Source organism: Streptomyces spororaveus, from assembly GCF_016755875.1.
GTDB lineage: Bacteria > Actinomycetota > Actinomycetes > Streptomycetales > Streptomycetaceae > Streptomyces > Streptomyces spororaveus.
This window is the reverse complement of record NZ_BNED01000005.1, coordinates 2147747-2173457: the sequence shown is the minus strand read 5'-3', so window position 1 is coordinate 2173457 and position 25711 is coordinate 2147747. Positions and strand designations below refer to the sequence as shown.

The 25711-nt window shown below is 70.8% G+C and carries 19 protein-coding genes; 8 read left to right on the top strand and 11 right to left on the bottom strand.

Annotated elements, in window-relative coordinates:
* Nucleotides 1–18: 18 nt before the first annotated feature.
* Nucleotides 19–2076, bottom strand: coding sequence for a S9 family peptidase (locus Sspor_RS12405; RefSeq protein WP_202199183.1), 2058 nt, complete (start codon nt 2074–2076; stop codon nt 19–21).
* Nucleotides 2077–2159: 83 nt separating this feature from the next.
* Here Sspor_RS12405 and Sspor_RS12400 point away from each other — a divergent pair, with 83 nt between their 5' ends.
* The gene (locus tag Sspor_RS12400) at nt 2160–3713 is read left to right on the top strand and encodes an MFS transporter (protein WP_202199182.1); all 1554 of its coding nucleotides are present in this window, start codon (nt 2160–2162) and stop codon (nt 3711–3713) included.
* Between the two features lie 14 nt (nt 3714–3727).
* Here the strand turns inward: Sspor_RS12400 and Sspor_RS12395 are convergent, their stop codons facing one another.
* Both Sspor_RS12395 and Sspor_RS12390 read right to left on the bottom strand, forming a co-directional pair.
* Complete coding sequence (locus Sspor_RS12395; protein ID WP_202199181.1) at nt 3728–4240, bottom strand: FBP domain-containing protein; 513 nt, start codon at nt 4238–4240, stop codon at nt 3728–3730.
* A gap of 72 nt (nt 4241–4312) precedes the next feature.
* Entirely contained in the window at nt 4313–5818 is a 1506-nt protein-coding gene (locus tag Sspor_RS12390; RefSeq protein WP_202199180.1) for a cytochrome P450, read from the bottom strand.
* A gap of 180 nt (nt 5819–5998) precedes the next feature.
* Between Sspor_RS12390 and Sspor_RS12385 the strand changes: the two genes are divergently transcribed.
* Nucleotides 5999–6835, top strand: coding sequence for a class II glutamine amidotransferase (locus tag Sspor_RS12385; RefSeq protein ID WP_202199179.1), 837 nt, complete (start codon nt 5999–6001; stop codon nt 6833–6835).
* Between the two features lie 49 nt (nt 6836–6884).
* Here Sspor_RS12385 and Sspor_RS12380 read toward each other — a convergent pair whose 3' ends face one another.
* The 5 genes from Sspor_RS12380 to Sspor_RS12360 all read right to left on the bottom strand — a co-directional run bounded on the left by Sspor_RS12380 (nt 6885) and on the right by Sspor_RS12360 (nt 11237).
* The gene (locus tag Sspor_RS12380; RefSeq protein WP_202199178.1) at nt 6885–7412 is read right to left on the bottom strand and encodes a hypothetical protein; all 528 of its coding nucleotides are present in this window, start codon (nt 7410–7412) and stop codon (nt 6885–6887) included.
* Nucleotides 7413–7603: 191 nt separating this feature from the next.
* On the bottom strand, nt 7604–8611 hold the full coding sequence (locus Sspor_RS12375) for a PASTA domain-containing protein (protein ID WP_202199177.1): 1008 nt from the start codon (nt 8609–8611) through the stop codon (nt 7604–7606).
* Nucleotides 8612–8812: 201 nt separating this feature from the next.
* Nucleotides 8813–9085, bottom strand: coding sequence for a DUF6087 family protein (locus tag Sspor_RS12370; protein WP_202199176.1), 273 nt, complete (start codon nt 9083–9085; stop codon nt 8813–8815).
* Between the two features lie 66 nt (nt 9086–9151).
* The gene (locus Sspor_RS12365) at nt 9152–10681 is read right to left on the bottom strand and encodes a helix-turn-helix domain-containing protein (protein WP_030760747.1); all 1530 of its coding nucleotides are present in this window, start codon (nt 10679–10681) and stop codon (nt 9152–9154) included.
* A gap of 70 nt (nt 10682–10751) precedes the next feature.
* Nucleotides 10752–11237 carry a MarR family winged helix-turn-helix transcriptional regulator gene (locus Sspor_RS12360; RefSeq protein WP_202199175.1) on the bottom strand — a complete coding sequence of 162 codons (486 nt, stop codon included), beginning with the start codon at nt 11235–11237 and terminating at the stop codon, nt 10752–10754.
* A 97-nt stretch (nt 11238–11334) separates the two neighbouring features.
* On the opposite strand from Sspor_RS12360, the gene Sspor_RS12355 reads away from it, so the two are divergent.
* Entirely contained in the window at nt 11335–12219 is an 885-nt protein-coding gene (locus tag Sspor_RS12355) for a haloalkane dehalogenase (RefSeq protein ID WP_202199174.1), read from the top strand.
* 52 nt (nt 12220–12271) lie between these two features.
* Here the strand turns inward: Sspor_RS12355 and Sspor_RS12350 are convergent, their stop codons facing one another.
* The gene (locus tag Sspor_RS12350; protein WP_202199173.1) at nt 12272–14191 is read right to left on the bottom strand and encodes an amidohydrolase; all 1920 of its coding nucleotides are present in this window, start codon (nt 14189–14191) and stop codon (nt 12272–12274) included.
* A 92-nt stretch (nt 14192–14283) separates the two neighbouring features.
* On the opposite strand from Sspor_RS12350, the gene Sspor_RS12345 reads away from it, so the two are divergent.
* The 5 genes from Sspor_RS12345 (at nt 14284) to Sspor_RS12325 (ending at nt 21837) form a co-directional block, all read left to right on the top strand.
* Nucleotides 14284–15321, top strand: coding sequence for a LacI family DNA-binding transcriptional regulator (locus Sspor_RS12345; RefSeq protein WP_237403826.1), 1038 nt, complete (start codon nt 14284–14286; stop codon nt 15319–15321).
* Nucleotides 15322–15476: 155 nt separating this feature from the next.
* The gene (acnA, locus tag Sspor_RS12340) at nt 15477–18191 is read left to right on the top strand and encodes an aconitate hydratase AcnA (RefSeq protein ID WP_272934834.1); all 2715 of its coding nucleotides are present in this window, start codon (nt 15477–15479) and stop codon (nt 18189–18191) included.
* Nucleotides 18192–18496: 305 nt separating this feature from the next.
* On the top strand, nt 18497–19924 hold the full coding sequence (gene ngcE, locus Sspor_RS12335; RefSeq protein WP_372499839.1) for an N-acetylglucosamine/diacetylchitobiose ABC transporter substrate-binding protein: 1428 nt from the start codon (nt 18497–18499) through the stop codon (nt 19922–19924).
* 19 nt (nt 19925–19943) lie between these two features.
* Nucleotides 19944–20888 (top strand): carbohydrate ABC transporter permease, encoded by a 945-nt coding sequence (locus Sspor_RS12330; RefSeq protein ID WP_202199170.1) that lies wholly within the window; start codon nt 19944–19946, stop codon nt 20886–20888.
* 13 nt (nt 20889–20901) lie between these two features.
* Entirely contained in the window at nt 20902–21837 is a 936-nt protein-coding gene (locus Sspor_RS12325) for a carbohydrate ABC transporter permease (RefSeq protein WP_202199169.1), read from the top strand.
* 35 nt (nt 21838–21872) lie between these two features.
* Here Sspor_RS12325 and Sspor_RS12320 read toward each other — a convergent pair whose 3' ends face one another.
* Both Sspor_RS12320 and mgtA read right to left on the bottom strand, forming a co-directional pair.
* The gene (locus Sspor_RS12320) at nt 21873–22748 is read right to left on the bottom strand and encodes a hypothetical protein (RefSeq protein ID WP_202199168.1); all 876 of its coding nucleotides are present in this window, start codon (nt 22746–22748) and stop codon (nt 21873–21875) included.
* A 122-nt stretch (nt 22749–22870) separates the two neighbouring features.
* Entirely contained in the window at nt 22871–25591 is a 2721-nt protein-coding gene (gene mgtA, locus Sspor_RS12315) for a magnesium-translocating P-type ATPase (protein WP_202199167.1), read from the bottom strand.
* Between the last annotated feature and the right edge of the window lie 120 nt (nt 25592–25711).

Genomic DNA, 25711 nt, shown 5'->3' with positions numbered 1-25711 from the left:
GGGAGCGGGGGGCGGTGCTCAGGCCAGTTCGCGGCGGAAGAACTCCAGTTCCAGGGCCATCAGCTTCTCCCGGGTGCCGCCCGGGGTCATGTGCGTGACGCCCGGGAGGGCCAGGAGCTGGTGCGGGCGGCCCGCGTCCGTCAGGGCCTGGGACAGGCGCAGGGTGTGGGACGGGTGGACGTTGTCGTCGGCCAGGCCCGTGATCAGCAGCAGGGGGCGGGACAGTTTCGGGGCGTCGGGGATGAGGGAGTCCCGTTCGTAGACGTCCGGGTGCTCCTGGGGGAGGCCCAGGTACCGCTCGGTGTACGCGGTGTCGTAGTGCCGGAAGTCCGTCGGCGCGGCCCCGGCCGCCGCCGCGTGGAAGACGTCCGGGCGGCGCAGGACCGCCATGGCCGCCAGGTAGCCGCCGTAGGACCAGCCCCGCACCCCGACCCGCCCCAGGTCGAGGTCGCCGTGGCGGGCGGCGAGCGCGTGGAGGGCCGCGACCTGGTCGTCGAGGGTGACCTCGGAGAAGCCGCGGTACATGGCGTGCGTGTAGGAAGGGGAGACGTACGGGGTCCCGCGGTTGTCGACGGTCACCACCGCGAAGCCCTGGTCGGCCCACCACTGGCGGTGCTGGCGACGGCGCGGGTCGGCGCTGACGTCCTGCATGCCGGGGCCGCCGTAGCTGTCCATCAGGACGGGCAGCTTCCGGCCGGGCACGTGGCCGCGGGGCAGGACGAGGGCGGTGGGGACACCGTGCTCGGTGACCCGCTCCAGGATCGCGTCCACCCGGTAGGGCAGCGGCTCGGACAGGTCGGCGGGGGTGAACTCGCGCCCGTCGGGGGTGCGTACGGTGCGCCGTACCCCGTCGGCGTCGGCGGTGGTCAGCAGCAGGGTCCCGGCCGAGGCGGCCACGGTGTGCACGCCGGGCCCGTCCGCGACGGGCGTCAGCTCACCGGTGGCCGGGTCCAGCAGCAGTACCTGCTGTTCGGACGGGTCGCGCAGGCCCGCCTCGATCAGCAGTCGGCCGTCGTGGACCCCGGCCACCGCCCGGACCTGGATCGCCTCCCCGGTGAGGGGTTCGCCGTCCACGGCGAGGCCGCGTGCGGCGCCTCCCGGGGTGTCGGCGGAGGTCAGCATCCGCCCGTCGGCGAGGCGGGCCGGGGTTCCGGGGACCAGCGGGTCCACCCACTGCGGGTGCGTGGTGCGGGACAGTTCCCGGGTGCGGCCGGTGGCCGGGTCGGCGGAGAGCAGCAGCACGTTCTGCTGGAGCCGGTCCTGGACGGTCAGCAGGATCTCGTCGGCGGACTCCCAGCCCGCGTCGGACACGTACGGGTAGGTGCCGGCGTCCCAGTCGAGCCGTATCCGCGCCCCGCCCTCGCCGAGCACCCACAGCTGGACGTCGGCGTTGGGCCCGCCCGCCTCCGGGTACGCGAAGTCCTCGCCGGGCCGCTCCGGGTGCGCCGGGTCGGCGAACCAGCGCCGCTGGAGGGCCGACTCGTCGACGCGGGCGGCCAGCAGGGTGACCCCGTCCGGGGACCACCAGTGGCCGCGGTGCCGGTCCAGCTCCTCGGCGGCGGCGAATTCGGCGAGGCCCCAGCGGGCTCCGTCGTCGGGGCTGATCCGGCCGCCCGGGGCGATGTGGAGGACGTCGTCGGCGACGTACGCGGTGCGCGAGCCGTCGGCGTTCGGCCGTGGGTCCAGCGCCGGTCCGGCGGCCGGGATCTCCTCGGGCGCCCCGGCTCCGCCCGCGGCGACCCGGAAGAGCCGCCCGTACAGCGCGAACACGGCGTGCAGGCCGTCGCCGGAGAGGGCGTACGAGCCGATTCCGGCGGCGACGAGGCGGCTGCGCTCGCGCAGCCGGCGCTCGGCCTCGGGGAGCGGGCCGGGCTCGGGGCACAGTGCGCGGGGATCGGCGAGCCGCGTCTCGGCGCCGGTCGTGGTGTCGAGCACCCACAGCGAGTCGAAGGCGTCGGTGGGGCCGGTCGACCGGAGGAACCAGAGCAGCCGGCCGTCGTCCCCGAAGGAGAAGGCGCGCGGGGCGCCGTAGGTGAAGCGGGCCGTGCTCGCGGAGAGCCTGAGGAAGTCATCCATGATCGTAGTGTGACATGTGAAATGTCACCGATACTAGGCTGTTCGAGTGGTGACCCCAGAGGCGCGGGCTTAGCGTCGAAAAGGTGGATCCGAACGCATCGCCGAGCAACAGCGGGACCGAAGGCAAGGTCCAGGGAAGCGGCAGCGGACTCGCCCTGTTCGTCATCGCCTCCTGCCAACTCATGGTGGTTCTCGACATCACGATCGTGAACATCGCGCTGCCGCACATCCAGACCGCTCTCAACTTCTCGACCGAGAGCCTTTCCTGGGTCGTCAACGCCTACACCCTCGCCTTCGGCGGACTGCTGCTCCTCGGCGGCCGCACCGGCGACATCCTCGGCCGCAAACGCGTCTTCATCTTCGGCGTCCTGCTCTTCGGACTGGCCTCGCTCCTCGGCGGACTCGCCCAGAACGAGGGCCAGCTGATGGCCGCACGGGCCCTCCAGGGCGTCGGCGGCGCCATCGCCTCGCCCACCTCCCTCGCCCTGATCACCACCACCTTCCGCGAAGGCCCGGCCCGCAACCGGGCCTTCGGCGTGTTCGCCGGAGTCTCGGCCGCCGGCGGCGCGATCGGCCTCCTCGCGGGCGGCATCCTCGTCGAATGGCTCGACTGGCGCTGGGTGCTCTTCGTCAACGTCCCCATCGCCATCGTGATCGCGGTGCTGGCCGCCAAGGTCCTGCGCGAGTCCGAACGCCACCCGGGACACTTCGACTTCGCGGGCGCGCTGCTGTCCACCCTCGGCATGGTCTCGCTCGTCTACGGCTTCATCCGGGCGTCCCAGGAGGGCTGGCGCGACCCGGTCACCCTCGGCTCCTTCGGCGCCGCCGTGGTCCTGCTGACCCTCTTCATCCTCAACGAACGGCGCTCGCCGCAACCGATCACCCCGCTGCACATGTTCGCCGACCGCAACCGGGCCGGGACCTACGGCATCATGCTCATGCTCGCCTGCGCGATCTTCGGCATGTTCTTCTTCCTGACCCTCTTCGTGCAGATCGTGCTGGGCTTCAGCCCGATCCAGGCCGGCCTCGCCTTCCTGCCGGTCAGCGCCGTGATCGCGGTCGGCGCCGCGATCACCGCGAGACTGCTGCCGAAGTTCGGCCCCAAGCCCTTCATGGTCACCGGCGCGCTGTCCTCGGCGGCCGGCCTCGCCTGGCTGACGCAGACCGACGTCGATTCGACGTACCTCGGCAGCATCCTGGGTCCGATGCTGCTCTTCGCCCTCGGCATGGGCCTGCAGTTCGTCTCGCTGACGCTGATGGCCCTGTCCAACGTCACCGACCGGGAGTCGGGCGCCGCCTCCGGCCTGCTGAACACGATGCAGCAGGTGGGCGGCTCGCTGGGCCTGTCGATCCTGGTGACCGTCTACGGCACGGCGAGCCGCAACGAGGCCAAGCAGCAGATACCGGAATTCCTCAGCACCGCCGGCCCGGTGCAGAAGGCCTTCTTCCAGCGCACCGGGCAGCTCCCGAAACCGTGGGGAGACCAGGTCCTCACCTCGGGCATCAGCGCGGCCTTCGTCGTGGCGTCCCTGTTCACCCTGGTCGGAGCACTGATCGCGCTCTTCGTCATCCAGGTCCGACCCTCGGACCTCGCCCGCCTGCAGGGCAACCACAAGCCGGCGGCCGACAGGACGTGAGCGCGAAGGGCTCCCTACGCCGCCGCGGTGACGCGGGCCGCGAAGGCGTTCAGGTTGTCGGACATCCGGGCGAGCCGCTCGTCCAGCGTCAGGGACTCCTCGTACCGCCCGGCGCGCAGCTTCGGCAGGCGCTTGCCGCGTACGTACAAGGGGCAGGCGAGGTCGGCGCAGATGTACGTGCCGACCGTGTTGCCCTCACGGCCGCGGGCACCCGCCAGCGGGGCGGCGAGCAGGGTGACCCCGGAAGAGGCGTGGCCCGTCAGGCAGATCTGGCACAGGCTGGACTTCACCACGCTGGTGCGGCCGACGGCCGGGACGCGCAGCGAGATGCCCAACGGGCCGTCACCGTCCTCCCGGGGCAGTACGAGATGGGCCCGCAGGGGCGCCCCCGGGTCCACCCACCCCAGGAAGTCCAGGTCATTCCAGGGCAGTTCGAGGAAGTCGAGCGGCAGCCGAAGCCGCGCCGCCTCGCCCTTGGTGCAGTTCACGAAGGACGAGCGGATCTGTTTCTCGGTGAGTGGTTCCACGGGCATCGACCCTACGACCCGCCCTGACCTGCGCGCACCTCGATAAACGGCCGCAGCGCGGCGATCGGGCCGCTACGCCCGCCACCCGTCCGGGCGGCGGATCCGGCAGCGCGCCGGGCCGGTCGTCCGCAGGGTGACTCCGGCGCTCACCGGTATCCCGGTGTCCACGGCCTCGAACTCGTAGGCCCGCAGCATCATGGCCAGCGCGATCACCGACTCCAGCATCGAGAAGTGCTGCCCGATGCAGGCGCGCGGACCCCCGCCGAACGGGAACCACGCGTAGCGCGGCCGTGCCGCCTCCGCCTCGGGCGTGAAGCGCTCGGGGTCGAAGCGGTCCGGGTCCGGCCAGTACGCGGGGTCGCGGTGCGTCACCCACGGCGCCACGATCACGTCCGCGCCCGCGGGGATCGTGTACTCCCCGATCCGGGTGGCGGCGACGGACTTGCGGCCGATGACCGGAGCGGGCGGATACAGCCGCATGGCCTCCTTGAGGACCTGGGTGAGGTAGGGGAACCGCTCCAGGTCGGCCGCCCCGGGCGTACGGTCGCCCAGGACGCGGGAGACCTCCGCGCGGGCCCGGTCCTGCTGCTCGGGGTGGAGGGCCAGCAGGTGCAGGGCGAAGCAGAGGGAGGTGGCGGTCGTCTCGTGCCCGGCGAGCAGGAAGATCAGCACCTGGTCGCGCAGCTCGGAGGCGTCGAACTCCCCGTCGTCCGAACTCCTGGCGGCGGCGAGCAGCGTCAGCAGGTCCTCGACGGCGGCCTCACCGGCGGTCTCACCGGCGCCGGTGCCCCCGGCGGCAGCCTCGTCGACGGCCCCGCCGGTGCTCGGGGCGGCGCCGCCCCGGCGTTCCGCGATGATCTCGTCGCACACCCCGTAGAGCTTGTCCATCGCGGCGGCCGCCCGCCGGTTGCCGGGAGTGGGCCAGTGGCGCGGGATGTTGGCGGGGGAGTAGCCGCGGCGCAGCACGTATTCGGTGATGACGGGAACGCATTTGGCCATGACGTCGGCGGCGGCGTCGCCGTCGGTGCCGAACAGGATGCGGGTGACGGCTCGCAGGGCGAGGTGGGTCATCTCGTCGGAGACGTCGACGACGCCGTCGGGAGCCCCGCCCCAGGAGTCGACGACGGACCGGGTCTCGGCGGCTATCGCATCGGCGTAACCGTCCACGCGGCGGCGGGTGAACAGCGGCTGCACGAGCCGGCGCTGGCGCAGGTAGTCCTCGTCCTGACTGGTCAGCAGCCCGTTGCCGAAGGAGTCCCGGACCTCCTGGTAGAAGTGGTTGTCCTTGCGGAAGCGCGCCGCGTCGGAGGCGAGTACCTGCTGCGCGCCCTCGGGGGAGAAGACGCAGTACAACTCGGCGCGCATCCCGGGCGGACCGGCGGTGATCCGCACCGTGTCACCGTGCTGCCGCCGGGCCCGCAGATAGGTGCCGAGGGAGTCGGACCTCAGATCGAACAGCGATCCGAGCAGCGGTACCCCCGCGAGTCCCGGAATCCCCGGATCGCCCTCCGCGTCCGTGCCTGTGCCTGCGCCTGTGCCTGTTCCGGTGTCCGTGCCCGAGTTCGATCCGACCGCCATGGCCGCCCCCTTCGTCCTACGGGAGCCCGATTCCGCCTCGCCCGCGCCCCCACCGGCGAGGACAAAGGCCCCACGCGTCGAACAGTAGCCTGATCAGGGTCCGCTGGCGTGGCGATCACCCAAGGGTGAAGCCACAATGGATAGGGCTACCGTGCGTGTTGCACCCCGAGGTGATCGCTCATGTGTCGATGGCTCGCGTATTCGGGAACACCCCAGTTGCTCGAAACCATCCTCTACAAACCGGCCCACTCGCTGATCGACCAGAGCCTGCACTCCAGACTGGGCGTGGAGACCACGAACGGCGACGGATTCGGCGTCGGGTGGTACACGGAGGAGGACACGGGCAGCCCGGCGATCCTCAGGGACATCGGCCCCGCCTGGAACAACCGCAACCTGCGGGAGATCGCGGACCACGTCCGCTCCCCGCTGTTCTTCGCCCACATCCGGGCGTCGACCGGTACGGCGGTGCAGCAGACGAACTGTCACCCGTTCCGGCACGGCCGCTGGATGTTCATGCACAACGGGTCCATCGCCGAATTCCACCGCATGCGGCGGGACCTCACCCTGCTCATCGACCCCGAGCTGTTCCCTTACGTCGAGGGGACGACGGACTCCGAGGTGATGTTCCACCTGGCGCTCACCCTCGGCCTGGAGGGGGACCCGCCGGGGGCGGTGGCCAGGATGGCGGGCGTGGTGGAGCGCGTCGGCCACGAGCACGGTGTGGAGTACCCGCTCCAGATGACGCTCGCCATCAGCGACGGCGAACACCTCTGGGCCTTCCGCTACTCCAGCCAGGGCGAGTCGCGATCGCTGTTCTACAGCAGCCGGGTGGAGGCGCTGCGGCGACTGCACCCCGACATGGAGTTCCTCCAGGAGATCTCGGACGAGACCCGCCTGGTCGTGTCCGAACCCCTCGGTGACCTCCCCGGAGCCTGGAACGAGGTACCGGAGAGCACCTTCGGCATCGTCGGTCCGGACGGGGACGAGATGCGCGCCTTCACTCCGCAGGCCGCGTAGGAATCGGCGGCCAGGCCCGGTGCAGGTTCCCGGGCCTGGGCGGCACGGGTCAGTAGCCCCAGCGCTGGCCCACGCTGTCGTCGTGACGGCAGTGGATCGCGCGCCCGTTGGCGTCCCGCCCGGAGCTGCCGACATCCGCCTTCCGGCATATCTGACCGGCCCTGTAGCAGTTGCCGGCGTTGGAACGCGGATAGCAGTCGGTGGCCGCCTTGGTGGGCGCGGGCGCGGGTGCCTGCGTACGGGTACGGGTGGGAGCCGGCGGAGCGGGAGCGGCCTTGGTGGGGGGCGGGTCGTACGCGGTGGGCTTCGCCGCCGGAGCCTCGGTGGTGGCCGCGGGGGTCGGCGCGGCCGTGGTGGGGGCGGCGCTCGGGGTGGGGCTCTCACTCGGACTCGGGCTGGTCGCGACCGCGGACGGGCCGGCGCTCGTACTGGCCGTGACGGCGGCGCTGGTGCTCGGGGTGCCGGCCGGGGTGGCCGGGTCGCAGGCGGCGAGCGTCAGGACGGCGGCGATGACGGTGAGGGCGCCCCTGTAGCGCGTTCTCATGGTCTTCGGCTTGCTGCGGGGCGACATGGCCATCGGGAACTCCTGGGTCGTGAGTGCTCCTTGAACGGCGATCAAGATACCCAGAAGGTTGAATCTGCGACCAGTGTTGACGAAAAATGAGACGGAGACGAAAGGTTCGCCGCCTGGGCGCCGACCGGACCGGGGGCGGGCCCCGGTCCGGTCGGCGCGGTCCGCCGCCGGCCGCCCTCGCGTCGAAGGGTCCTTCAGCGGCGCCAGTGCCTGTCCCGGCAGGTGTAGACGACGCCCTTCTGGCTGACGCCCGTCGACCCCGAGTTCGAGCAGAAGGCGCCGGGAGTGATGGTGCCTGCGCTGCCGCCGCTGCCGCCGCTGCCGGAGGAGCCGCCGGTGGAGGACGAGCCCCCGGAGCCGTCGTTGTCGTCATCGTCGCCGACCGGCGGCCGGGTCGGGTCGGGGTGCAGCTTGGTGTACTTGGCGGCCGGGCAGTCGGTGCCCGGGGCGGTCAGGGACAGGTACGCCGTCGTGGTCTTCGGGTACTGGACCTCCTTGCCCTCTTCCGGTTCCTGGAAGCAGACGGTCCAACTGGCCGGGTCTCCCGGGAGGGTGACGTCGGTGTAGGCGCTCTGCGGTTCGATCTTCTGGAGCCCGAGGGGCTTCAGGGTCTCCTGCGCCTTCGCGTAGTCCTGGCCGACGACCTTCGGCATCTTGGGATACGGGATCGGGTCGCCGTCCTTGGCCGGGCACGGCCACTCGTTCCGGGTCACGGCGAAGTCGATCGTGGGCTGCTTGCCGACCGGCTTGTCCGCGAGGACTTGGAAGCAGACCTTCCAGTTGCCGTCGGACCACTGCCCGGAGTCACCGGGGCCCGCGTCGTGCGAAATCGAGTGGAACCCGGCTGTCTGTGCCGCGCTCTGGGCGTCCTTGAGGTTCTTCCCGACGAAGTCGGGGGGCCCGGAGGGGCTGGGCGCCGGCGACGCCGACGGGGCGGCCGGTGCGACGGCCGCGGCCTTCGGCTTGGCGTCGGCCCCGGTCTTCTCCGGCGGGTCACCCAGGAACGGGGCGATCATCCAGGCCCCGGCCACGATGGTGCTGAGGATCTTCGGAGCGCTCTTCCAGCGGCTCGTCCAGACGAGGACGATGCCGACGGGCGGCAGGATGACCAGGAGCGGGATGATCAGCGCCGGGTGCTGCCACCAGCGCCGCCGGTCCGGGGCGGGCGCGGGCGGGTAAGGGTACGGAGGCGGGTAGGTCACAGGCCGTCCTTCTGGCAATCCGTGTCATGGGCGCGCCGAGATTACACAAGGTGCCGAAGCGGTGCCGGTGTGTACGGCATCCGAGACGGCGAAGCCCCGCGCCGACGAGACCTGTCAGGGCGGGGGGCTTCGCAAGCTATCGGCCCGGACTGTGTCGCGTGGCCTCTTCCGTCGAGTTGCCTCCGGGGCCGGGTGTGTTGCTCAGGTTCGGCGGTGGCGGCCGGTGCCCGGGGCCGTCGGGCCGCCCGGCGGTACCGGTCGCGAGGGAGGGGCCGGAAGGGGCGGGTGGAGGAACCGCAGGGCGGCGGCGTGGTTCTCGACGGCGGTCACGGGCTGCCAGGCGTAGCCGTCCCCTTCGAGGATCGGCCGCGGGGCGTCCGGGTCGACGTGCGCGGCTCGCCGACGGCCGGCGCCGAGCGCGACGGCCTCCATCGCCACCGCGGGCCGCAGGACTGAGGCCCCCTCACCCTCCATGAGGAGTGAGGGGGCCTCACGTGTGGGCTCACCCGGTTGACGGCGCGTCAGCGCCCGTACCGGCTCCTAGATGTCGCGGAAGATCTCGATCTGCGCGCCCACCGAGTTGAGGCGCTCGGCCAGTTCCTCGTAGCCGCGGTTGATCACGTAGACGTTGCGCAGGACCGAGGTGCCCTCGGCGGCCATCATCGCCAGGAGGACGACCACCGCCGGGCGCAGGGCCGGCGGGCACATCATTTCCGCCGCGCGCCAGCGCGTGGGGCCCTCGACCAGGACGCGGTGGGGGTCGAGGAGCTGGAGGCGGCCGCCGAGGCGGTTCAGGTCCGTCAGGTAGATGGCCCGGTTGTCGTACACCCAGTCGTGGATCAGGGTCTGGCCCTGGGCCACGGCGGCGATGGCGGCGAAGAAGGGGACGTTGTCGATGTTCAGCCCGGGGAACGGCATGGGGTGGATCTTGTCGATCGGGGCTTCGAGCTTCGAGGGGCGGACCGTGAGGTCGACCAGGCGGGTGCGGCCGTTGTCGGCGGTGTACTCCGCCGAGCGGTCGTGGTCCAGGCCCATCTCCTCCAGGACCGCGAGCTCGATCTCCATGAACTCGATCGGCACCCGGCGGATGGTGAGCTCCGACTCCGTGACGACCGCGGCGGCGAGCAGGCTCATCGCCTCGACCGGGTCCTCGGAGGGGGAGTAGTCCACGTCCACGTCGATGCTCGGGACGCCGTGGACGGTGAGCGTGGTGGTGCCGACGCCGTCGACCCGGACGCCCAGGGCCTCCAGGAAGAAGCACAGGTCCTGGACCATGTAGTTGGAGGAGGCGTTGCGGATGACGGTCACGCCGTCGTGCCGGGCCGCGGCCAGCAGCGCGTTCTCGGTGACCGTGTCCCCGCGCTCGGTCAGCACGATCGGGCGGTCCGGGGAGATCCCCGGTACGACCTTCGCGTGGTAGATGCCCTCGGTCGCGGTGATGTCCAGGCCGAAGCGGCGCAGGGCGATCATGTGCGGCTCGATGGTGCGGGTGCCGAGGTCGCAGCCACCTGCGTAGGGCAGGCGGAAGGTTTCCGTCCGGTGCAGCAGCGGGCCCAGGAACATGATGATGCTCCGGGTCCGGCGGGCCGCGTCCGCGTCCATGGCCTCCATGTCGAGGCGGGCCGGCGGGATCAGCTCCAGGTCCACGCCGTCGTTGATCCAGCGGGTGCGCACGCCGATGGAGTTGAGGACCTCCAGGAGGCGGTAGACCTCTTCGATGCGGGCCACCCGCCGCAGCACCGTACGGCCCTTGTTGAGCAACGAGGCGCAGAGCAGGGCGACACAGGCGTTCTTGCTGGTCTTGACGTCGATGGCGCCGGAGAGGCGGCGGCCGCCGACCACGCGCAGGTGCATCGGGCCGGCGTAGCCCAGGGAGACGATCTCGCTGTCGAGCGCTTCACCGATTCGGGCGATCATCTCAAGGCTGATGTTCTGGTTGCCGCGCTCGATCCGGTTCACTGCGCTCTGGCTGGTGCCGAGGGCGTCGGCGAGCTGACTCTGTGTCCAGCCCCGGTGCTGCCGGGCGTCACGGATGAGCTTGCCGATGCGTACGAGGTAGTCGTCTGCCATGGGGGCACGCTATCTCAGATATGAGATGACTCCCGCGTCGGGTGGGACAAATGGGTGAATTGAGTGAATGTTACCGACCATCGGGCCTCATGACCGGGTCCCCGTACGCGTGATGGTCGACGATCCGGCCCAGCAGGCGGGTGAGCTGCTCCCGCTCCTGGGCGGTCAGCGGGGCCAGCAGTTCGTCCTGGACCGCGGTGAGGATCTGTTCCAGTTTGCGCAGTTGCCGCCGGCCGGGCGGCGTGAGGGTGACGACGTTGCGCCTGCGGTCCTCGGGGTCGGGGGTCCGCTCCACCAGCTCGCGTGCGGCGAGTTCGTTGATGACGGCGACCAGGTCGCTGCGGTGGATGCCGGTGCGGGCGCTGAGGGTGGCCTGGCTCGCCGGTCCGGACTCCTCCAGGGCGACCAGGGCCGCGTAGTGCCAGGTGCGGGCATCCGCCCCGCTCAGCCCCTCGGACACGAGCCGCTGCGCGTGGGTGGAGGCCTGCCCCAGCAGCCGGCTGGGCAGTTCGCGCAGTCGTGCGGGGACGAGGGGGCCGTTCTCTTCCGTGGTCATGGGGCGATGTTACCCATTGCGTTAGTGGCACTAACGATATAACTTCGTTCGTGCCGCCAACGTTAGTCAGGCCAACGATTGCCGGAAGGGGCCTCCCATGCCCACGATCGACGTACTCGACTCGACGATGTACTACGAGGACCGGGGTGACGCCCGCGCCCGGACCGGCGGTGTCCCCTTCGTGTTCCTGCACGGCAACCCGACCTCCTCCCACCTCTGGCGGGGCGTCCTGCCCCGGATCGGGGGCGGGGTCCGCGTCCTGGCCCCGGACCTCATCGGGATGGGCCGCTCCGGAAAGCCGGGCGGTGCGTACCGCTTCGAGGACCACGCCCGCTACCTGGACGCGTGGTTCGACGCCCTCGGGCTCGACGAGGTGGTGCTGGTGGGTCAGGACTGGGGCGGCGCGCTCGCCTTCGACCGCGCCGCCCGCCACCCCGGGCGGGTCCGCGGCATCGCCTTCATGGAGACGATCGTGCGGCCGCTGACCTGGGCGCAGTACCCGCCCGCCGCGCGGGCCCGGTTCGAGGCGATCCGCACCCCGGGCGTGGGGGAGGAGATGGTCCTGGACCGGAACATCTTCATCGAGGACAGCATCGGGCAGACGGTGCTGCGCCCGATGCCCGAGGCGGACCACGCCGTCTACGCGGCCCCCTACCCGACCCGCGAGAGCCGGCTGCCCCTGCTGCGCTGGGCCCGCTCGCTGCCGATCGACGGCGCTCCGGCCGATGTGCACGCCGTCGTCGAGGAGTACGACGCCTGGCTGGCCGACAGCCCGGAGGTGCCGAAGCTGCTGCTCACCTTCGACGGCTCGCCGGCCCTGATGACCGGCCCCGAGACGGTCGCCTGGTGCGAGGAGAACGTCTCGGCGCTGGAGACCGAGTACTGCGGCCGGGCCGCGCACCTCTGCCCCGAGGACCGGCCCGAGGAGATCGCCGCCGCCCTCAACGCGTGGGCCGCCCGGCACGGCCTCGCAGAGGGCTGAGCCCGGCGCCGCCGGCCGTGCCCGCCGCCGGCCGCGTCCGGCGGCGTCCCGCTCAGTGCTTGCAGGTGTGGTGGCGCCCCCCGGCGTGCACCGTCGCGTACGAGGCCGGGCGCGGGCCCGAAGCGGCGCCCGCCACCCGCGCCGAGGCCGCCTTCCCTGACGCCGAATCCGCGTCGTGCACCACGCGCCCGCCGACCAGGGTCATCCGTACCCCCGTCCCGCTGATGTCGGCCACCGCGCAGCGCGTCACGTCCCGGTCCAGCACCACCAGGTCCGCCGCCCTGCCCGGCTCCACCGTGCCCGTCAGCTCCTCCTGGCGCAGCTGCCACGCCGTCCCCGACGTGTGCATCCGCAGCACCGCCTCCCGGCCGAGGCCCTCCAGTTCGCGGTACAGCGGGCCCGCGCCGAAGGCGCCCTGGCGGTCGATCGCCGTCCGCAGCTGGTTCCACACCTGAAGGGCGTCCACCGGCCAGTCGGAGCCGCCCGACAGCCGCGCCCCCGCCTTCTCCAGGCTCCGCGCCGGGTACATCCACCGGTGCCGCTCGGGTCCGATGTAGGGCAGCAGCGCCTCCATCGTCCAGGTGTCCTTCGCCGCCCACTGGAGCTGCATGCACGCCGTGACCCCCAGCTGGGCGAAGCGCCGCAGGTCCGCCGGGTCCACGAGCTGCAGGTGCGCCACGGCGTTGCGGGCGTCCCGCAGGCCCGTCACCCGCTTGGCGTACGCGTACCCGTCCAGAGCGGTGCGTACCGCCCGGTCGCCGAGCCCGTGGGCGTGCATCTGCCAGCCCGCCCGGTTGAAGGCGGCGCTGAGCCGCCCGTAGTCCGCCGCCGAGGTGTACAGCTCACCCCGGTTGCCGGTGGGCCTGCCCTGCCCGTCGAGGTAGGGCTTCAGCAGCGCGGCGGTCTGCGCCGGGTACTCGATGACCCCGTCCAGGAACACCTTGACCATCCCGAACCGCAGCCCCCGCACGCCCGAGAACTCCCGCCGCAGGCCCCGCGCGTACGCCAGCGAGCCCGCCGGGTCCTTCGTCTGCTCCGCCTCCAGCCGGATCGCGGGGACGATCCGCTGCGGCAGCTTCCCCGCCGCCGACAGCGCCTGGTACAGCTCCAGTTCGTGCCGTCCCACCAGTGCGTCCATCATCGTCGTGACGCCGGAGGCGGCCGCCAGCTCCAGCACCTTGGCGCAGGCCGCGACCAGGTCGGCCCGGGTGGGCTCCGGTACGTGCCGCCGCACCAGGCCCTGGGCGTCGTCCTTGAGGACGCCCGTGGGCCGCCCGTCCGCGCCCTTGACCACCTTGCCGCCGACCGGGTCGGGCGTGGCCGCCGTGATCCCGGCGATGTCCAGGGCCCGCTGGTTGGCCCACAGGTTGTGCCCGTCGCCGCCGACGAGGGCGATCGGCCGCCGGGTCGGGAGCGCGTCCAGCATCGTGTGGTGCGGGTTGGTGCCCGTGGGGAGCAGCCCGACCGGGTTCCAGTCCTCGACCACCAGCCAGCGGTCGGGCTCCGCGCCCGCGCCGCCCGTGTCGGCGAGGAAGCCGGTCAGGATCTCCTGGAGCTCGGCCAGGGTGGTCTCCGCGCCCTCCAGCGAGGGGGACAGCGAGCGCTCGCCCGCGCCGAGCGGGTGGACGTGGCCGTCGTGGATGCCGCTCATGACGGTGTTGCCGCGTGCGTCGACGACCTCGGTGTCCCGGCCCACGTGCCGGCGCAGTGCCGCGTTCGTCCCCGTGGCCAGGATCCTGCCGTCCCGGCCGACCGCGACCGCCTCGACGTGCGCCCGGCCGCCGGTCCCGGTGAACACCGAGGCGTTGTGGACGACCAGGGCCGCCGAACCGCGCGCGGTGGAGGAAGAGGCCGAGGGCGCCGGGGAGGCCGAGGCCGGAGCGGCTCCCAGCAGACCGGCCGCCCCGGCGACCCCGGTGATCCCGGCGGCCGCGAGGAGTCCCCGGCGGGAAAGGTGCGAAGAAGAGGTCATGGCCACTCCAAACGTTGGTGTGGCCAGGACACTGTTTGATTAACCGCTTAACCAGAAGCCGCCCCCACCGACGAAATCCGTACGATGGCCGCGTGCCAGAGCACCCACCCGCGCCGGGACCGACCCTCGCCGACATCGCGCGCGCAGCCGAGGTCTCCACCGCGACGGTCTCGCACGCGCTCAACGGCACCGGCCGCCTCGGCGCGTCCACCCGGCGCCGGGTCCGCGAGGTGGCGGGCGCGCTCGGCTACGGGGCCCGCCGCGGCCCGCGCACCCGCAGCCTCGGCGTCGCGGTGACCACGTACGCGGGGGACGCCTGGGACTTCGTGGGGATCGCCTACTTCTCCCGCCTGATCACCGCCGCGACCTCGGCCGCGCACGCGCGCGGGTACGCCCTGACCACCCTGCCCGCCGACCGGGGCGCCGAGCCGCTGTGGCACACCCTCGCCGTGGACGGGATGCTGCTCCTCGACACCCCGGCCGGCGACCCGGTGCTGCGGGCGCTGCGGGCGCGGGGTCTGCCGGTCGTCTTCGACGGGCGGCCGCCCGACCCCTGGCCGGGGGACGTGTGGGTGGACAACGACCACACCGCCACCACCCGGGAGGTGCTCGACCACCTCGCCGCGTCCGGGGCCCGGCGGATCGCGCTGCACTCGGGCTACGGCCGGGAGTTCTACACCGGGGCCGTCACCCGCGCCTACGAACAGTGGTGCGCCGAGCGCGGCCTGGCTCCGCTCCTGGTCCCGTTCGACCCGGACGACACGGCGGGGCACGCCTTCGACCCCGCCTTCGCCGGGCCGGACCGCCCCGACGCCGTGTACTGCGTGTACGACCCGGGAGGCCGGCAGGTGCTGGCCGCCGCCGCGCGCCACGGTTTCCGTATACCCGGCACACCCGGCGGCCCGGGGCCCGGCGGGCTGCTGCTGGTCTGTGCCAGCGAGGATCCGGCGTACGCCGCGACCGAACCCGCCGTGACCACCGTCACCCTGAATCCGGAACGGATCGCCGCTTCGGCGGTGTCTGTCCTGGTCAACCTGATCGAATCCGGGCATGCGGAACCGCCTGGTCAGCTGACGGTCCCGGCGGGACTGCGGGTGCGCGCCTCGTCCCTCCCCCCGGACATGTACTAGAGTTATCTCGACATCGAGATATCTGCCGAAGGCGTACCGCAGCCGCCCCCGCTGGTAAGGGTTACCTAACTTAGCCCTACCTTAGCGGATTGGCCAAGGGGCGTGGCGGCAGGATTGCGGTAATACGCGCGAATTCATGCATGAAGGAGACTGTCGTGTCGGCGAACAGCTTCGACGCCCGCAGCACGCTGCAGGTGGGCGACGAGTCGTACGAGATCTTCAAGCTGGACAAGGTCGAGGGCTCCGCCCGCCTTCCCTACAGCCTGAAGGTCCTGCTGGAGAACCTGCTTCGCACCGAGGACGGCGCGAACATCACCGCCGACCACATCCGGTCGCTCGGTAACTGGGACTCGCAGGCCCAGCCCAGCGAGGAGATCCAGTTCACGCCGGCCCGCGTGATCATGCAGGACTTCACCGGCGTGCCCTGCGTCGTGGACCTCGCCACCATGCGCGAGGCCGTGAAGGCCCTCGGCGGCGACCCGGCGAAGATCAACCCGCTCTCGCCCGCCGAGATGGTCATCGACCACTCGGTCATCGCCGACAAGTTCGGCACGAAGGACGCCTTCGCGCAGAACGTCGAGCTGGAGTACGGCCGCAACAAGGAGCGCTACCAGTTCCTGCGCTGGGGCCAGACCGCCTTCGACGACTTCAAGGTCGTCCCCCCGGGCACCGGCATCGTCCACCAGGTCAACATCGAGCACCTGGCCCGCACGGTCATGGTGCGCAACGGCCAGGCGTACCCCGACACCCTCGTCGGCACCGACTCGCACACCACCATGGTCAACGGCCTGGGCGTGCTGGGCTGGGGCGTCGGCGGCATCGAGGCCGAGGCCGCGATGCTCGGCCAGCCGGTCTCCATGCTGATCCCGCGCGTCGTGGGCTTCAAGCTGACGGGCGAGCTGCCGACCGGCACCACCGCCACCGACCTCGTGCTGACCATCACCGAGATGCTGCGCAAGCACGGCGTCGTCGGCAAGTTCGTCGAGTTCTACGGTGAGGGCGTCGCCGCGACCTCCCTCGCGAACCGCGCCACCATCGGCAACATGTCGCCGGAGTTCGGCTCCACCGCCGCGATCTTCCCGATCGACGACGAGACCCTGAAGTACCTGCGCCTGACCGGCCGCGACGCCCAGCAGGTCGCGCTCGTCGAGGCGTACGCCAAGGAGCAGGGCCTGTGGCTGGACCCGGCCGCCGAGCCGGACTTCTCCGAGAAGCTGGAGCTCGACCTCTCCACGGTCGTCCCCTCCATCGCCGGCCCGAAGCGCCCGCAGGACCGCATCATCCTCGCCAACGCCGCCCAGCAGTTCGCGCAGGACGTGCGCAACTACGTCGAGGACGACGACGAGGCGGGCAAGGAGTCCTTCCCGGCCTCCGACGCCCCGGCCGCCACCAACGGCGTGCCGAGCCGCCCGACCCAGGTCACCCTGGCCGACGGCACCTCCTTCGAGATCGACCACGGCGCCGTCACCGTCGCCGCGATCACCTCCTGCACCAACACCTCGAACCCCTACGTCATGGTCGCCGCGGCGCTCGTGGCCAAGAAGGCGGTCGAGAAGGGCCTGTCCCGCAAGCCGTGGGTCAAGACCACCCTCGCCCCGGGCTCGAAGGTCGTCACCGACTACTTCGACAAGGCCGGCCTGACCCCGTACCTCGACAAGATGGGCTTCAACCTCGTCGGGTACGGCTGCACCACCTGCATCGGCAACTCCGGTCCGCTGGACGAGGAGATCTCGAAGGCGATCAACGAGCACGACCTCGCGGTCACCTCGGTCCTCTCGGGCAACCGCAACTTCGAGGGCCGCATCAACCCCGACGTCAAGATGAACTACCTGGCCTCCCCGCCGCTGGTCGTCGCTTACGCCATCGCGGGCTCCATGAAGGTGGACATCACCAAGGACGCCATCGGCACCGACACCGAGGGCAAGCCGGTCTTCCTCCAGGACATCTGGCCGTCCGAGGCCGAGGTCAACGACGTCGTGGCGAACGCCATCGGCGAGGACATGTTCAGCAAGTCCTACCAGGACGTCTTCGCGGGCGACGCCCAGTGGCAGGCGCTGTCGATCCCGACGGGCAACACCTTCGAGTGGGACCCGCAGTCGACCTACGTCCGCAAGCCCCCTTACTTCGAGGGCATGACGATGGAGACCACCCCGGTCTCCGACATCGCCGGCGCGCGCGTGCTGGCGAAGCTGGGCGACTCGGTCACCACCGACCACATCTCCCCGGCCGGTGCGATCAAGGCCGACACCCCGGCCGGCAAGTACCTCACCGAGCACGGCGTCGAGCGCCGCGACTTCAACTCGTACGGTTCCCGCCGCGGCAACCACGAGGTCATGATCCGCGGCACGTTCGCCAACATCCGCCTGCGCAACCAGATCGCGCCGGGCACCGAGGGCGGCTTCACCCGCGACTTCACGGTCGAGGGCGCGCCGGTCTCCTTCATCTACGACGCCTCGCAGAACTACCAGGCCGCCGGCATCCCGCTGGTGATCCTGGCGGGCAAGGAGTACGGCTCCGGCTCGTCCCGCGACTGGGCCGCCAAGGGCACCGCGCTGCTCGGCGTCAAGGCCGTCATCGCCGAGTCCTACGAGCGCATCCACCGCTCCAACCTGATCGGCATGGGCGTCCTGCCGCTGCAGTTCCCGGAGGGTGCCACCGCGGCCTCCCTGGGTCTGACCGGCGAGGAGACCTTCTCCTTCACCGGCGTGGAGGAGCTGAACAACGGCACCACCCCGCGCACGGTCAAGGTCACCACCGACACCGGCGTGGAGTTCGACGCGGTCGTCCGCATCGACACGCCGGGTGAGGCGGACTACTACCGCAACGGCGGCATCATGCAGTTCGTGCTCCGGAACCTCATCCGCGGCTGATCCAGGCATCGCCGCTCGGCACCAAAGGGCCGTATCCCCGTCAAGGGGGTACGGCCCTTCCGCTTGTCCGGCGGCGTGTCCATGTGACGGACAGGTCTCAACTCGGAAAAACTGGTGGCCATAAATGTGCATGATCTTGCTCACACGAGCGGGAGTGGACTATACCTGTGCCCGTCCGGATCACCGCGAGACGAGTGGCTCCGGGCCGGGGGACGGGCGGGGACCTGTGGTGATGTCCGCATGCACGGCAACCACCGTGAATCTCCGGCCTCCTTCACACTTCTGACGAAGGCGAGGACATGAGCATGGGATCCACCGGTGAGGGCCTCGGACGCCGCGACCTGATCAAGCGCTCAGCAGCACTCGGACTGATCACGGTGCCGACGATGAGCTTCCTGTCCGCCTGCGCCTCCGGCGGTGAGGAGAACTCCACGAAGGGGCCGGCCAAAGCGCCGGTGACCAAGGAGAACCCGTTCGGCGTCGGGAAGGGCGGCAAGCTGGACGTCGTCGTCTTCAAGGGCGGGTTCGGCGACGACTACGCGAAGGCCTGGGAGGCCGCGTTCGACAAGAAGTGGGGCACCACCAGCTCCCACCTGGGCACCCAGGAGATCACCGCCAAGCTCCAGCCGCGCTTCAACGGCGGCAACCCGCCGGACGTCGTCGACGACTCCGGCGCCCAGCAGATCAAGCTGGACGTGCTCGCCAAGGGCGACCAGCTCGCCGACCTCACCGCCGTGCTCGACGCGCCCTCCCTCGACGACCCGAGCAAGAAGGTGCGCGACACCCTGGTCGAAGGCGCCTACGAACAGGGCCTGCAGGGCGGCAAGTTCGTCGTGCTGAAGTACGTCTACGCGGTGTTCGGCTTCTGGTATTCCGGCAAGCTCTTCAAGGACAAGGGCTGGACGCCGCCGAAGACCTGGGACGAGTTCCTGGCCGTCTGCACCCAGGCCAAGGAAGCCGGCATCGGCGGCCTCGCCCACCAGGGCAAGTTCCCGTACTACATCAACGTCGTCATCATGGACCTGATCGCCAAGAAGGGCGGTCTGGAGGCCATGAAGGCGATCGACAACCTGGAGCCGAACGCCTTCGAGGGCAACCCGGCCGCGCTCGCCGCCGTCGAGGCGGTCTACGAGGTGGTCGAGAAGGGCCTGCTGATGCCGGGCACCAACGGCCTCACCCACACGGAGTCCCAGACCGCCTGGAACCAGTACAAGGCCGCCTTCATCCCCTCCGGCTCCTGGCTGGAGAACGAGCAGCTGAAGCAGACCCCGGAGGACTTCGACATGAAGTTCCTGCCGATGCCGCTGCTCGCCGACAGCAAGCTGCCCTTCGAAGCCATCCGGGCCGGTGTGGACGAGCCCTTCATCGTCCCGGAGAAGGCCGCCAACAAGGCCGCGGGCCTGGAGTTCCTCCGCTCCATGCTGTCCCGCGAGTGGTCGACGATCTTCGCCCAGCAGGCCAACTCGCTCACCGTCGTCAAGGACGGCGTGGACCCGAGCGTCAAGCTGCGGCCGGGCACCCAGTCGGCGGTGGACGCGCTCAAGGCGGCGGGCGGCAACACCTTCAGCTACCGCTACCCCGACTGGTACAGCGAGATGGACAGCGAGATCCAGAACGCGTCCAATGAGCTGATGGCCCAGCGGATCCAGCCGAAGGAATGGATCAAGCGGGCCCAGGCCGCGGTGGACAAGGCCGCCAAGGACCCGAACGCCAAGAACAACAAGCGCGTCTGACACCGCTGGGACGGACACCATGAGCCAAGTAGCCCGGAGCAAGGGGCGGGCCGGTTTCATCACCGGCTTCCTCATCGCGCCTCTCGCGCTGTACCTGACCTTCGTCATCTGGCCGTACGTACAGACGTTCGGCTATTCCTTCACCAACTGGAGCGGCCAGTCCCCGACGTTCGACTTCGTCGGCACGGACAACTACGCGACGTTGCTGAAGGACGAGGTCTTCCGCGGCGCCCTCTGGCACAACCTGCTGCTCCTGGTGTTCGTCCCGGTCGTCACCATCCTGCTCGCCCTCTTCTTCGCCTTCATGGTGAACGCGGGCGGGCGCAGCGGGGCCGGCGGCGTGCGGGGCGTCGGCGGATCGCGCGTCTACAAGGTCGTCTACTTCTTCCCGCAGGTGCTCTCCCTCGCCATCCTCTCCGTGCTCTTCGGCGCGATCTACCGCAGCGACGAGGGCGGCCTGCTCAACGGCTTCCTCACCAGGATCGGCCTGATCGACGCGCAGCACCCGGTCGAATGGCTGAACGAACCCGACTTCGTCCTGTGGGCCCTGCTGTTCGTGGTCGTCTGGCACGGAGTCGGCTTCTACCTCGTCCTGTTCTCGGCGGCCATGCAGTCCGTACCCAAGGACATCTACGAGGCCGCCCTGCTCGACGGCGCCGGGCGCGCCCAGACCTTCTTCAAGGTCACGCTGCCCCTGCTGTGGGACTCTGTGCAGACCGCCGCGGTCTATCTGGGCATCGCCGCGATGGACATGTTCGTGCTGGTGTCGACCATGACCTCGGGCCAGTTCGGCGGCGGACCCGACCACCACAGCGAGGTCATGTCGACGGTGCTGATGCGCAACTTCCTGTACTTCGGCAAGAGCGGCTACGCCTGTGCCATGGGCGTGGTCATGCTCGCCCTGACCATGATCCTCTCCATCGTCACGCTGCGCGCCACCCGCCGCGAGCGCATCGAGTTCTGAGCGGAGTTCCACGATGGCTGCACAGTCCACAGTGACCAAGGCTCCGGGCGAAGACGCACCGGAGCGGTCGGGCCGCACGGGCCGGACGGGGGAGCGGGACAAACGACGCTCCGAGGGCGTGGTCCTCAACGTCTTCTCGCACGGCTTCCTCGTCCTCTGGGCGATAATGATCGTGCTGCCCCTGATCTGGCTCGCGCTCGGCTCCTTCAAGACGGACGCGCAGATCGGCGGCTCGGCCCTCAGCTGGCCCAGCAACTGGCACCTCGACGCCTTCGGCCGGGCCTGGGAGAAGGGCATCGGCGGCTACTTCGCCCACACCCTCATCGTGCTCGTGTTCTCGGTCCCGCTGACCATGCTCTTCGGCTCGATGGCCGCGTACGTGCTGGCGCGCTACCCCTTCACGGGCAACCGGGTCATCTACTACTTCTTCGTCAGCGGGGCGATGTTCCCGGTGTTCCTGGCGCTCGTACCGCTGTTCTTCATGGTCAAGCGCTTCGACATGCTGAACACCTACCAGGGCCTGATCCTGGTGTACGTCGCCTACTCGATGCCGTTCACCGTCTTCTTCATGCACTCCTTCTTCCGCACGCTGCCCACGGCGATACACGAGGCGGCGGTCATCGACGGGGCCTCCGACACCCGGATCTTCTTCCAGGTGATGCTGCCCATGGCCAAGCCCGGCCTGATCAGCGTCGGGATCTTCAACGTCCTGGGCCAGTGGAACCAGTACATCCTGCCCGCCGTGCTGATGCAGCCGCAGACGAGCGGCGAGCCCGAGCGCTACATGCTCACGCAGGGGCTCATCCAGCTGCAGTACCAGATGGGCTACGAGACGGACCTGCCGGTGCTGTTCGCCGGCGCCACCATCGCGATCATCCCCATGCTGGCGGTCTACCTGTCCTTCCAGCGGCAGATCCAGGCGGGCCTCACCTCGGCGACGCTGAAGTAGCGCCCCGGCGGCCCCGGCGGCCCCGGCGTCCCGCGTCAGGAGCCGCCGGAGGCCTTCCGCAGCCGGTAGAGCTCTCCGGAACCCGGGCCGCCGATGTGCTGGTGGATCCGGGGCTCCCGGGCGGTGCCGTCGACGCCCCACGCGGGCCAGCTGCACCCCGGGACGTCCACGCGGACCTTCTGGGCCCAGACGTCCCGGCCGGACTCGTAGGACCAGGTCCCGGAGCCCGAGCAGCTCGGCGACGGGTCGCTCGGGTGGTCGACGGCCGCGCGCCCTCCGACGCCGGAGGCGGTGACGCGGCCGTCCGAGGTGAAGACCAGGGTGTTGCCCGTGTGGTCGAACCACGCGCCGACCATGGTCTGCGGACCGATCCTCGGAGGCTCGTACGCGGGCAGCAGGCCGACGGCCAGCCCGAGCGCGCCGAACAGGCCCGTCCCCGCCACCACCGCCGTGCCCCACAGCGCCACCCGCCCCAGCAGTCCCTCGAACCGCGGCAGGGCGATCAGCGCGCCCGCCGAGAGCGAGGCCGTGGCCGAGGCCCAGAAGACCAGAGTGCCCCGCGTCTGCGCGTCGTTGTACGCCGCGACACCGAAGACGAGCGGCGCCAGCAGGGCCGCGACGATCAGCGGCGCCGACCACCAGGCCGCGTGCCTGCCGATCAGACGGCCGAGGAGGTCGGCCAGCGCGACCGCCGGCAGGACGAGGACCAGCGACAGAAGGAACGAGACGACACCGGTGAGAGGTGCGAGGCCGACCAGGCTTCCCCCGATCTCGGCGTAGTCGGGCGCCCGGTCCGGCGGCGGCTGCGTCTGTACGTACAGCACTGCCACCACGACGGTGAGGGCGACCTCCAGGCATCCCACCAGCGTCGAGACCACCACGACCCGCCCGTACGACCGCTTCTGATGCACGCCCGTCCCCCCTCGCCGCACGACGAACGAACGCGCCGGCCCGGCCGGCGGCGTCCTGGATCCATACTGCCAGCCGGGCTGAACGTGTTCAATTCATTCTTCGGGTCCCCGTCGGCGGGCTCCTACAGCCAGGTCCCGAAGCGGCGGATGTACCACGTCTTCACGAGCTGGGTGAGCGTGCAGTAGGCGAGCAGTACGCCGGCCAGCCACGGGAAGTAGCTCGCGGGCAGGGCCACGAAGCCCAGCGAGGGAGCCAGCGGGGAGAAGGGCAGCCAGAGCCCGGCCAGTACCGCGAGGACGGTCGTCACCATCACCGGCCAGGAGGCGCGGGACTGCAGGAAGGGGATCTTGCGGGTGCGGATCATGTGGACGATCAGGGTCTGCGAGAGCAGGCCCTCGACGAACCAGCCGGACTGGAAGAGGGACTGGCCCGCCTCGCTGTTCGCCGCGAAGACGTGCCACATGATCAGGAACATCGAGATGTCGAAGACGGAGCTGACCGGTCCGATGGTGACCATGAAGCGGCCGATGCCCTTGGCGTCCCAGTTGCGGGGCTTGCGGAGGTACTCCTCGTCCATGCGGTCCCAGGGGGTCGCCAGCTGCGAGAGGTCGTAGACCAGGTTCTGGACCAGCAGCATGATCGCGAGCATCGGCTGGAAGGGGATGAAGGCGCTCGCCACCAGGACCGAGAAGACGTTGCCGAAGTTCGACGACGCCGTCATCTTGATGTACTTGATCGTGTTGCCGAAGGTGGTCCGGCCCTGGACGACTCCCTGCTCCAGGACGGTCAGGTCCTTCTCCAGCAGGATGATGTCGGCCGACTCCTTGGCGATGTCGACGGCGGTGTCCACCGAGATGCCGACATCGGCGTCGCGCAGCGCGGCGGCGTCGTTGATGCCGTCGCCGAGGAACCCGACGGTGTGTCCGCCGGCCTGCAGGGCCCGGACGATCCGGGCCTTCTGCACCGGGTTGACCTTGGCGAAGACCTTCGTACGGGCGGCCAGCGCGCGCAGTTCGGTGTCGTCGAGGCCGTCGGTCCCGGGGCCGAGCACCACCTGCCCGACGTCCATGCCGACGTCGGCGCACACACGGGCGGCCACGAGCTCGTTGTCGCCGGTGACGACCTTCACCGAGACGCCCATGTCGGCCAGGCCCCGCAGGGCCCGGGCGGCGTCGGCCTTCGGCGGGTCGAGGAAGGCGAGGAAGCCGACGAGCGTCAGCCCGTCCTCGTCCGCGACCGTGTAGGTGTCGCGGGGGCTGTCGATCGTGCGGGTGGCGACGGCGAGGACGCGCAGGCCCTGCCGGTTGTCGTCCTCGGCGGTCCGGGTGACGTGCCCCCGCAGCCGCTCGGTCAGCTCGACCCTCTCGCCGCGGTCCGCCATGTGCGTGCAGCGGTCCAGGACCTCCTCGACCGCACCCTTGGTGATCATGATGTGCTCGTGGTGTCCGAGGTCGCCCACGAGGTGGTTGCGGTCGAGGACCACGGACATCCGGCGCCGGGCGAAGTCGAAGGGGATCTCGTCGACCATCGAGAACCGTGCGTCGACGACAACCTCCTCGGCCTCGTCCACGCGATCGATGACCGCCTGGTCCATCAGATTCCTCAGACCGGTCTGGAACCGCGCGTTGAGGTAGCCGTACTCCAGCACCTCGCCGTCCTCGTCGCCGTGCACGTCCAGGTAGCGGTCCAGGACGATCCGGTCCTCCGTGAGGGTGCCGGTCTTGTCCGTGCAGAGCACGTCCATCGCGCCCAGGTTCTGGATCGCGTTGAGCCGCTTGACGACCACCTTGCGCCGGGACATGGCGACCGCGCCGCGCGCCAGGTTGGCGGAGACGACCATCGGCAGCATCTCGGGGGTCAGCCCGACGGCGACGGCGACGCCGAAGAGGAAGGCCTCGTCCCAGTCGCCTTTGGTGAGCCCGTTGACCATGAAGACCACCGGGACCATCACCAGCATGAAGCGGATCAGCAGGAAGCTGACCTTGCGCACGCCGGTGTCGAAGTTGGTCTGCGGGCGCTCGCCGACGAGCGAGCCGGCCATCGAGCCGAAGTAGGTGTCGGCGCCCGTGGCGACGACGATCCCGGTGGCGGTGCCGGAGGTGACCGAGGTGCCCGTCAGGACCAGGTTGTCGGCCTCCACCGGGTCGGTGGTCTCCCGCTGGCCGAGGTCCCGCGTACGGGTGTCGGCCTTGGCCACCGGAAGGGACTCGCCCGACAGCGCGGCCTGGCTGACGGTGAGGTCCTTGGCGGTGAGGATCCGCAGGTCGGCGGGGATCAGGTCACCGGCCGCCAGCTTGACCACGTCGCCGGGGACCACCTGCTCCATGGGCACCTCGAAGGTGGTGGGCGCAGAGCCGCTGCCCGCCCGGCGCTGCACCGCGCACGTGGTGGTGACGAGCCTCTTCAGCGCGTCGGCGGCGCGGCCCGAACGGAACTCCTGCCAGAAGCGCAGCAGCCCGCTGACGCCCACCATCACGCTGAGGATGACGACGCCCGGGTCCGCGGGGTCCTGCGCGTACATGACCGCCGCCAGGAAGACCAGGACGGCGATGAAGGGGTTCGCGTAGGCCTTCGCCAGCTGGAGGTACCAGCGGGGGGCCCGCTCGTGGGCGACGGTGTTGGGGCCGTGCCGCTCCAGGCGCAGCGCCGCCTCGGAGGAGGTGAGGCCGGCCGGGGAGGTGTCCACCTCCTGCAGGACCTGGACGCCCGAACGGGCGCTGATCCCGGCGAGACGCCCGCCGACGGCGCGGGTGCGCGCCTGGAGCTCGGCGGCCTTGCGCTCGCGGCGGGAGCGGCCCGGCGGTGCGAGCGTGGTCGGAGTACGGGGGGTGAGCATGGTCATGACGAATACCTCCCTCCACGGTGTCCGGGCAGCACGAAGCCGAGCGGTCACGTGGAGTGATCAGCGGTCGGCGCGCGGAGGCCCCCAGGGGCCGCCGGCACGCCGACGGGCATGGATGAC

What these genes read in the sequence shown, in the direction of transcription:
- Sspor_RS12370 (WP_202199176.1), bottom strand. Translation starts at nt 9,085, where the DNA reads ATGGAGGGTGAGGGGGCCTCAGTCCTGCGGCCCGCGGTGGCGATGGAG.
- Sspor_RS12390 (WP_202199180.1), bottom strand. Translation starts at nt 5,818, where the DNA reads ATGGCGGTCGGATCGAACTCGGGCACGGACACCGGAACAGGCACAGGC.
- Sspor_RS12360 (WP_202199175.1), bottom strand. Translation starts at nt 11,237, where the DNA reads ATGACCACGGAAGAGAACGGCCCCCTCGTCCCCGCACGACTGCGCGAA.
- Sspor_RS12365 (WP_030760747.1), bottom strand. Translation starts at nt 10,681, where the DNA reads ATGGCAGACGACTACCTCGTACGCATCGGCAAGCTCATCCGTGACGCC.
- ngcE (WP_372499839.1), top strand. Translation starts at nt 18,497, where the DNA reads ATGGGATCCACCGGTGAGGGCCTCGGACGCCGCGACCTGATCAAGCGC.
- Sspor_RS12330 (WP_202199170.1), top strand. Translation starts at nt 19,944, where the DNA reads ATGAGCCAAGTAGCCCGGAGCAAGGGGCGGGCCGGTTTCATCACCGGC.
- Sspor_RS12385 (WP_202199179.1), top strand. Translation starts at nt 5,999, where the DNA reads ATGTGTCGATGGCTCGCGTATTCGGGAACACCCCAGTTGCTCGAAACC.
- Sspor_RS12380 (WP_202199178.1), bottom strand. Translation starts at nt 7,412, where the DNA reads ATGGCCATGTCGCCCCGCAGCAAGCCGAAGACCATGAGAACGCGCTAC.
- Sspor_RS12325 (WP_202199169.1), top strand. Translation starts at nt 20,902, where the DNA reads ATGGCTGCACAGTCCACAGTGACCAAGGCTCCGGGCGAAGACGCACCG.
- Sspor_RS12350 (WP_202199173.1), bottom strand. Translation starts at nt 14,191, where the DNA reads ATGACCTCTTCTTCGCACCTTTCCCGCCGGGGACTCCTCGCGGCCGCC.
- mgtA (WP_202199167.1), bottom strand. Translation starts at nt 25,591, where the DNA reads ATGACCATGCTCACCCCCCGTACTCCGACCACGCTCGCACCGCCGGGC.
- Sspor_RS12355 (WP_202199174.1), top strand. Translation starts at nt 11,335, where the DNA reads ATGCCCACGATCGACGTACTCGACTCGACGATGTACTACGAGGACCGG.
- Sspor_RS12405 (WP_202199183.1), bottom strand. Translation starts at nt 2,076, where the DNA reads ATGGATGACTTCCTCAGGCTCTCCGCGAGCACGGCCCGCTTCACCTAC.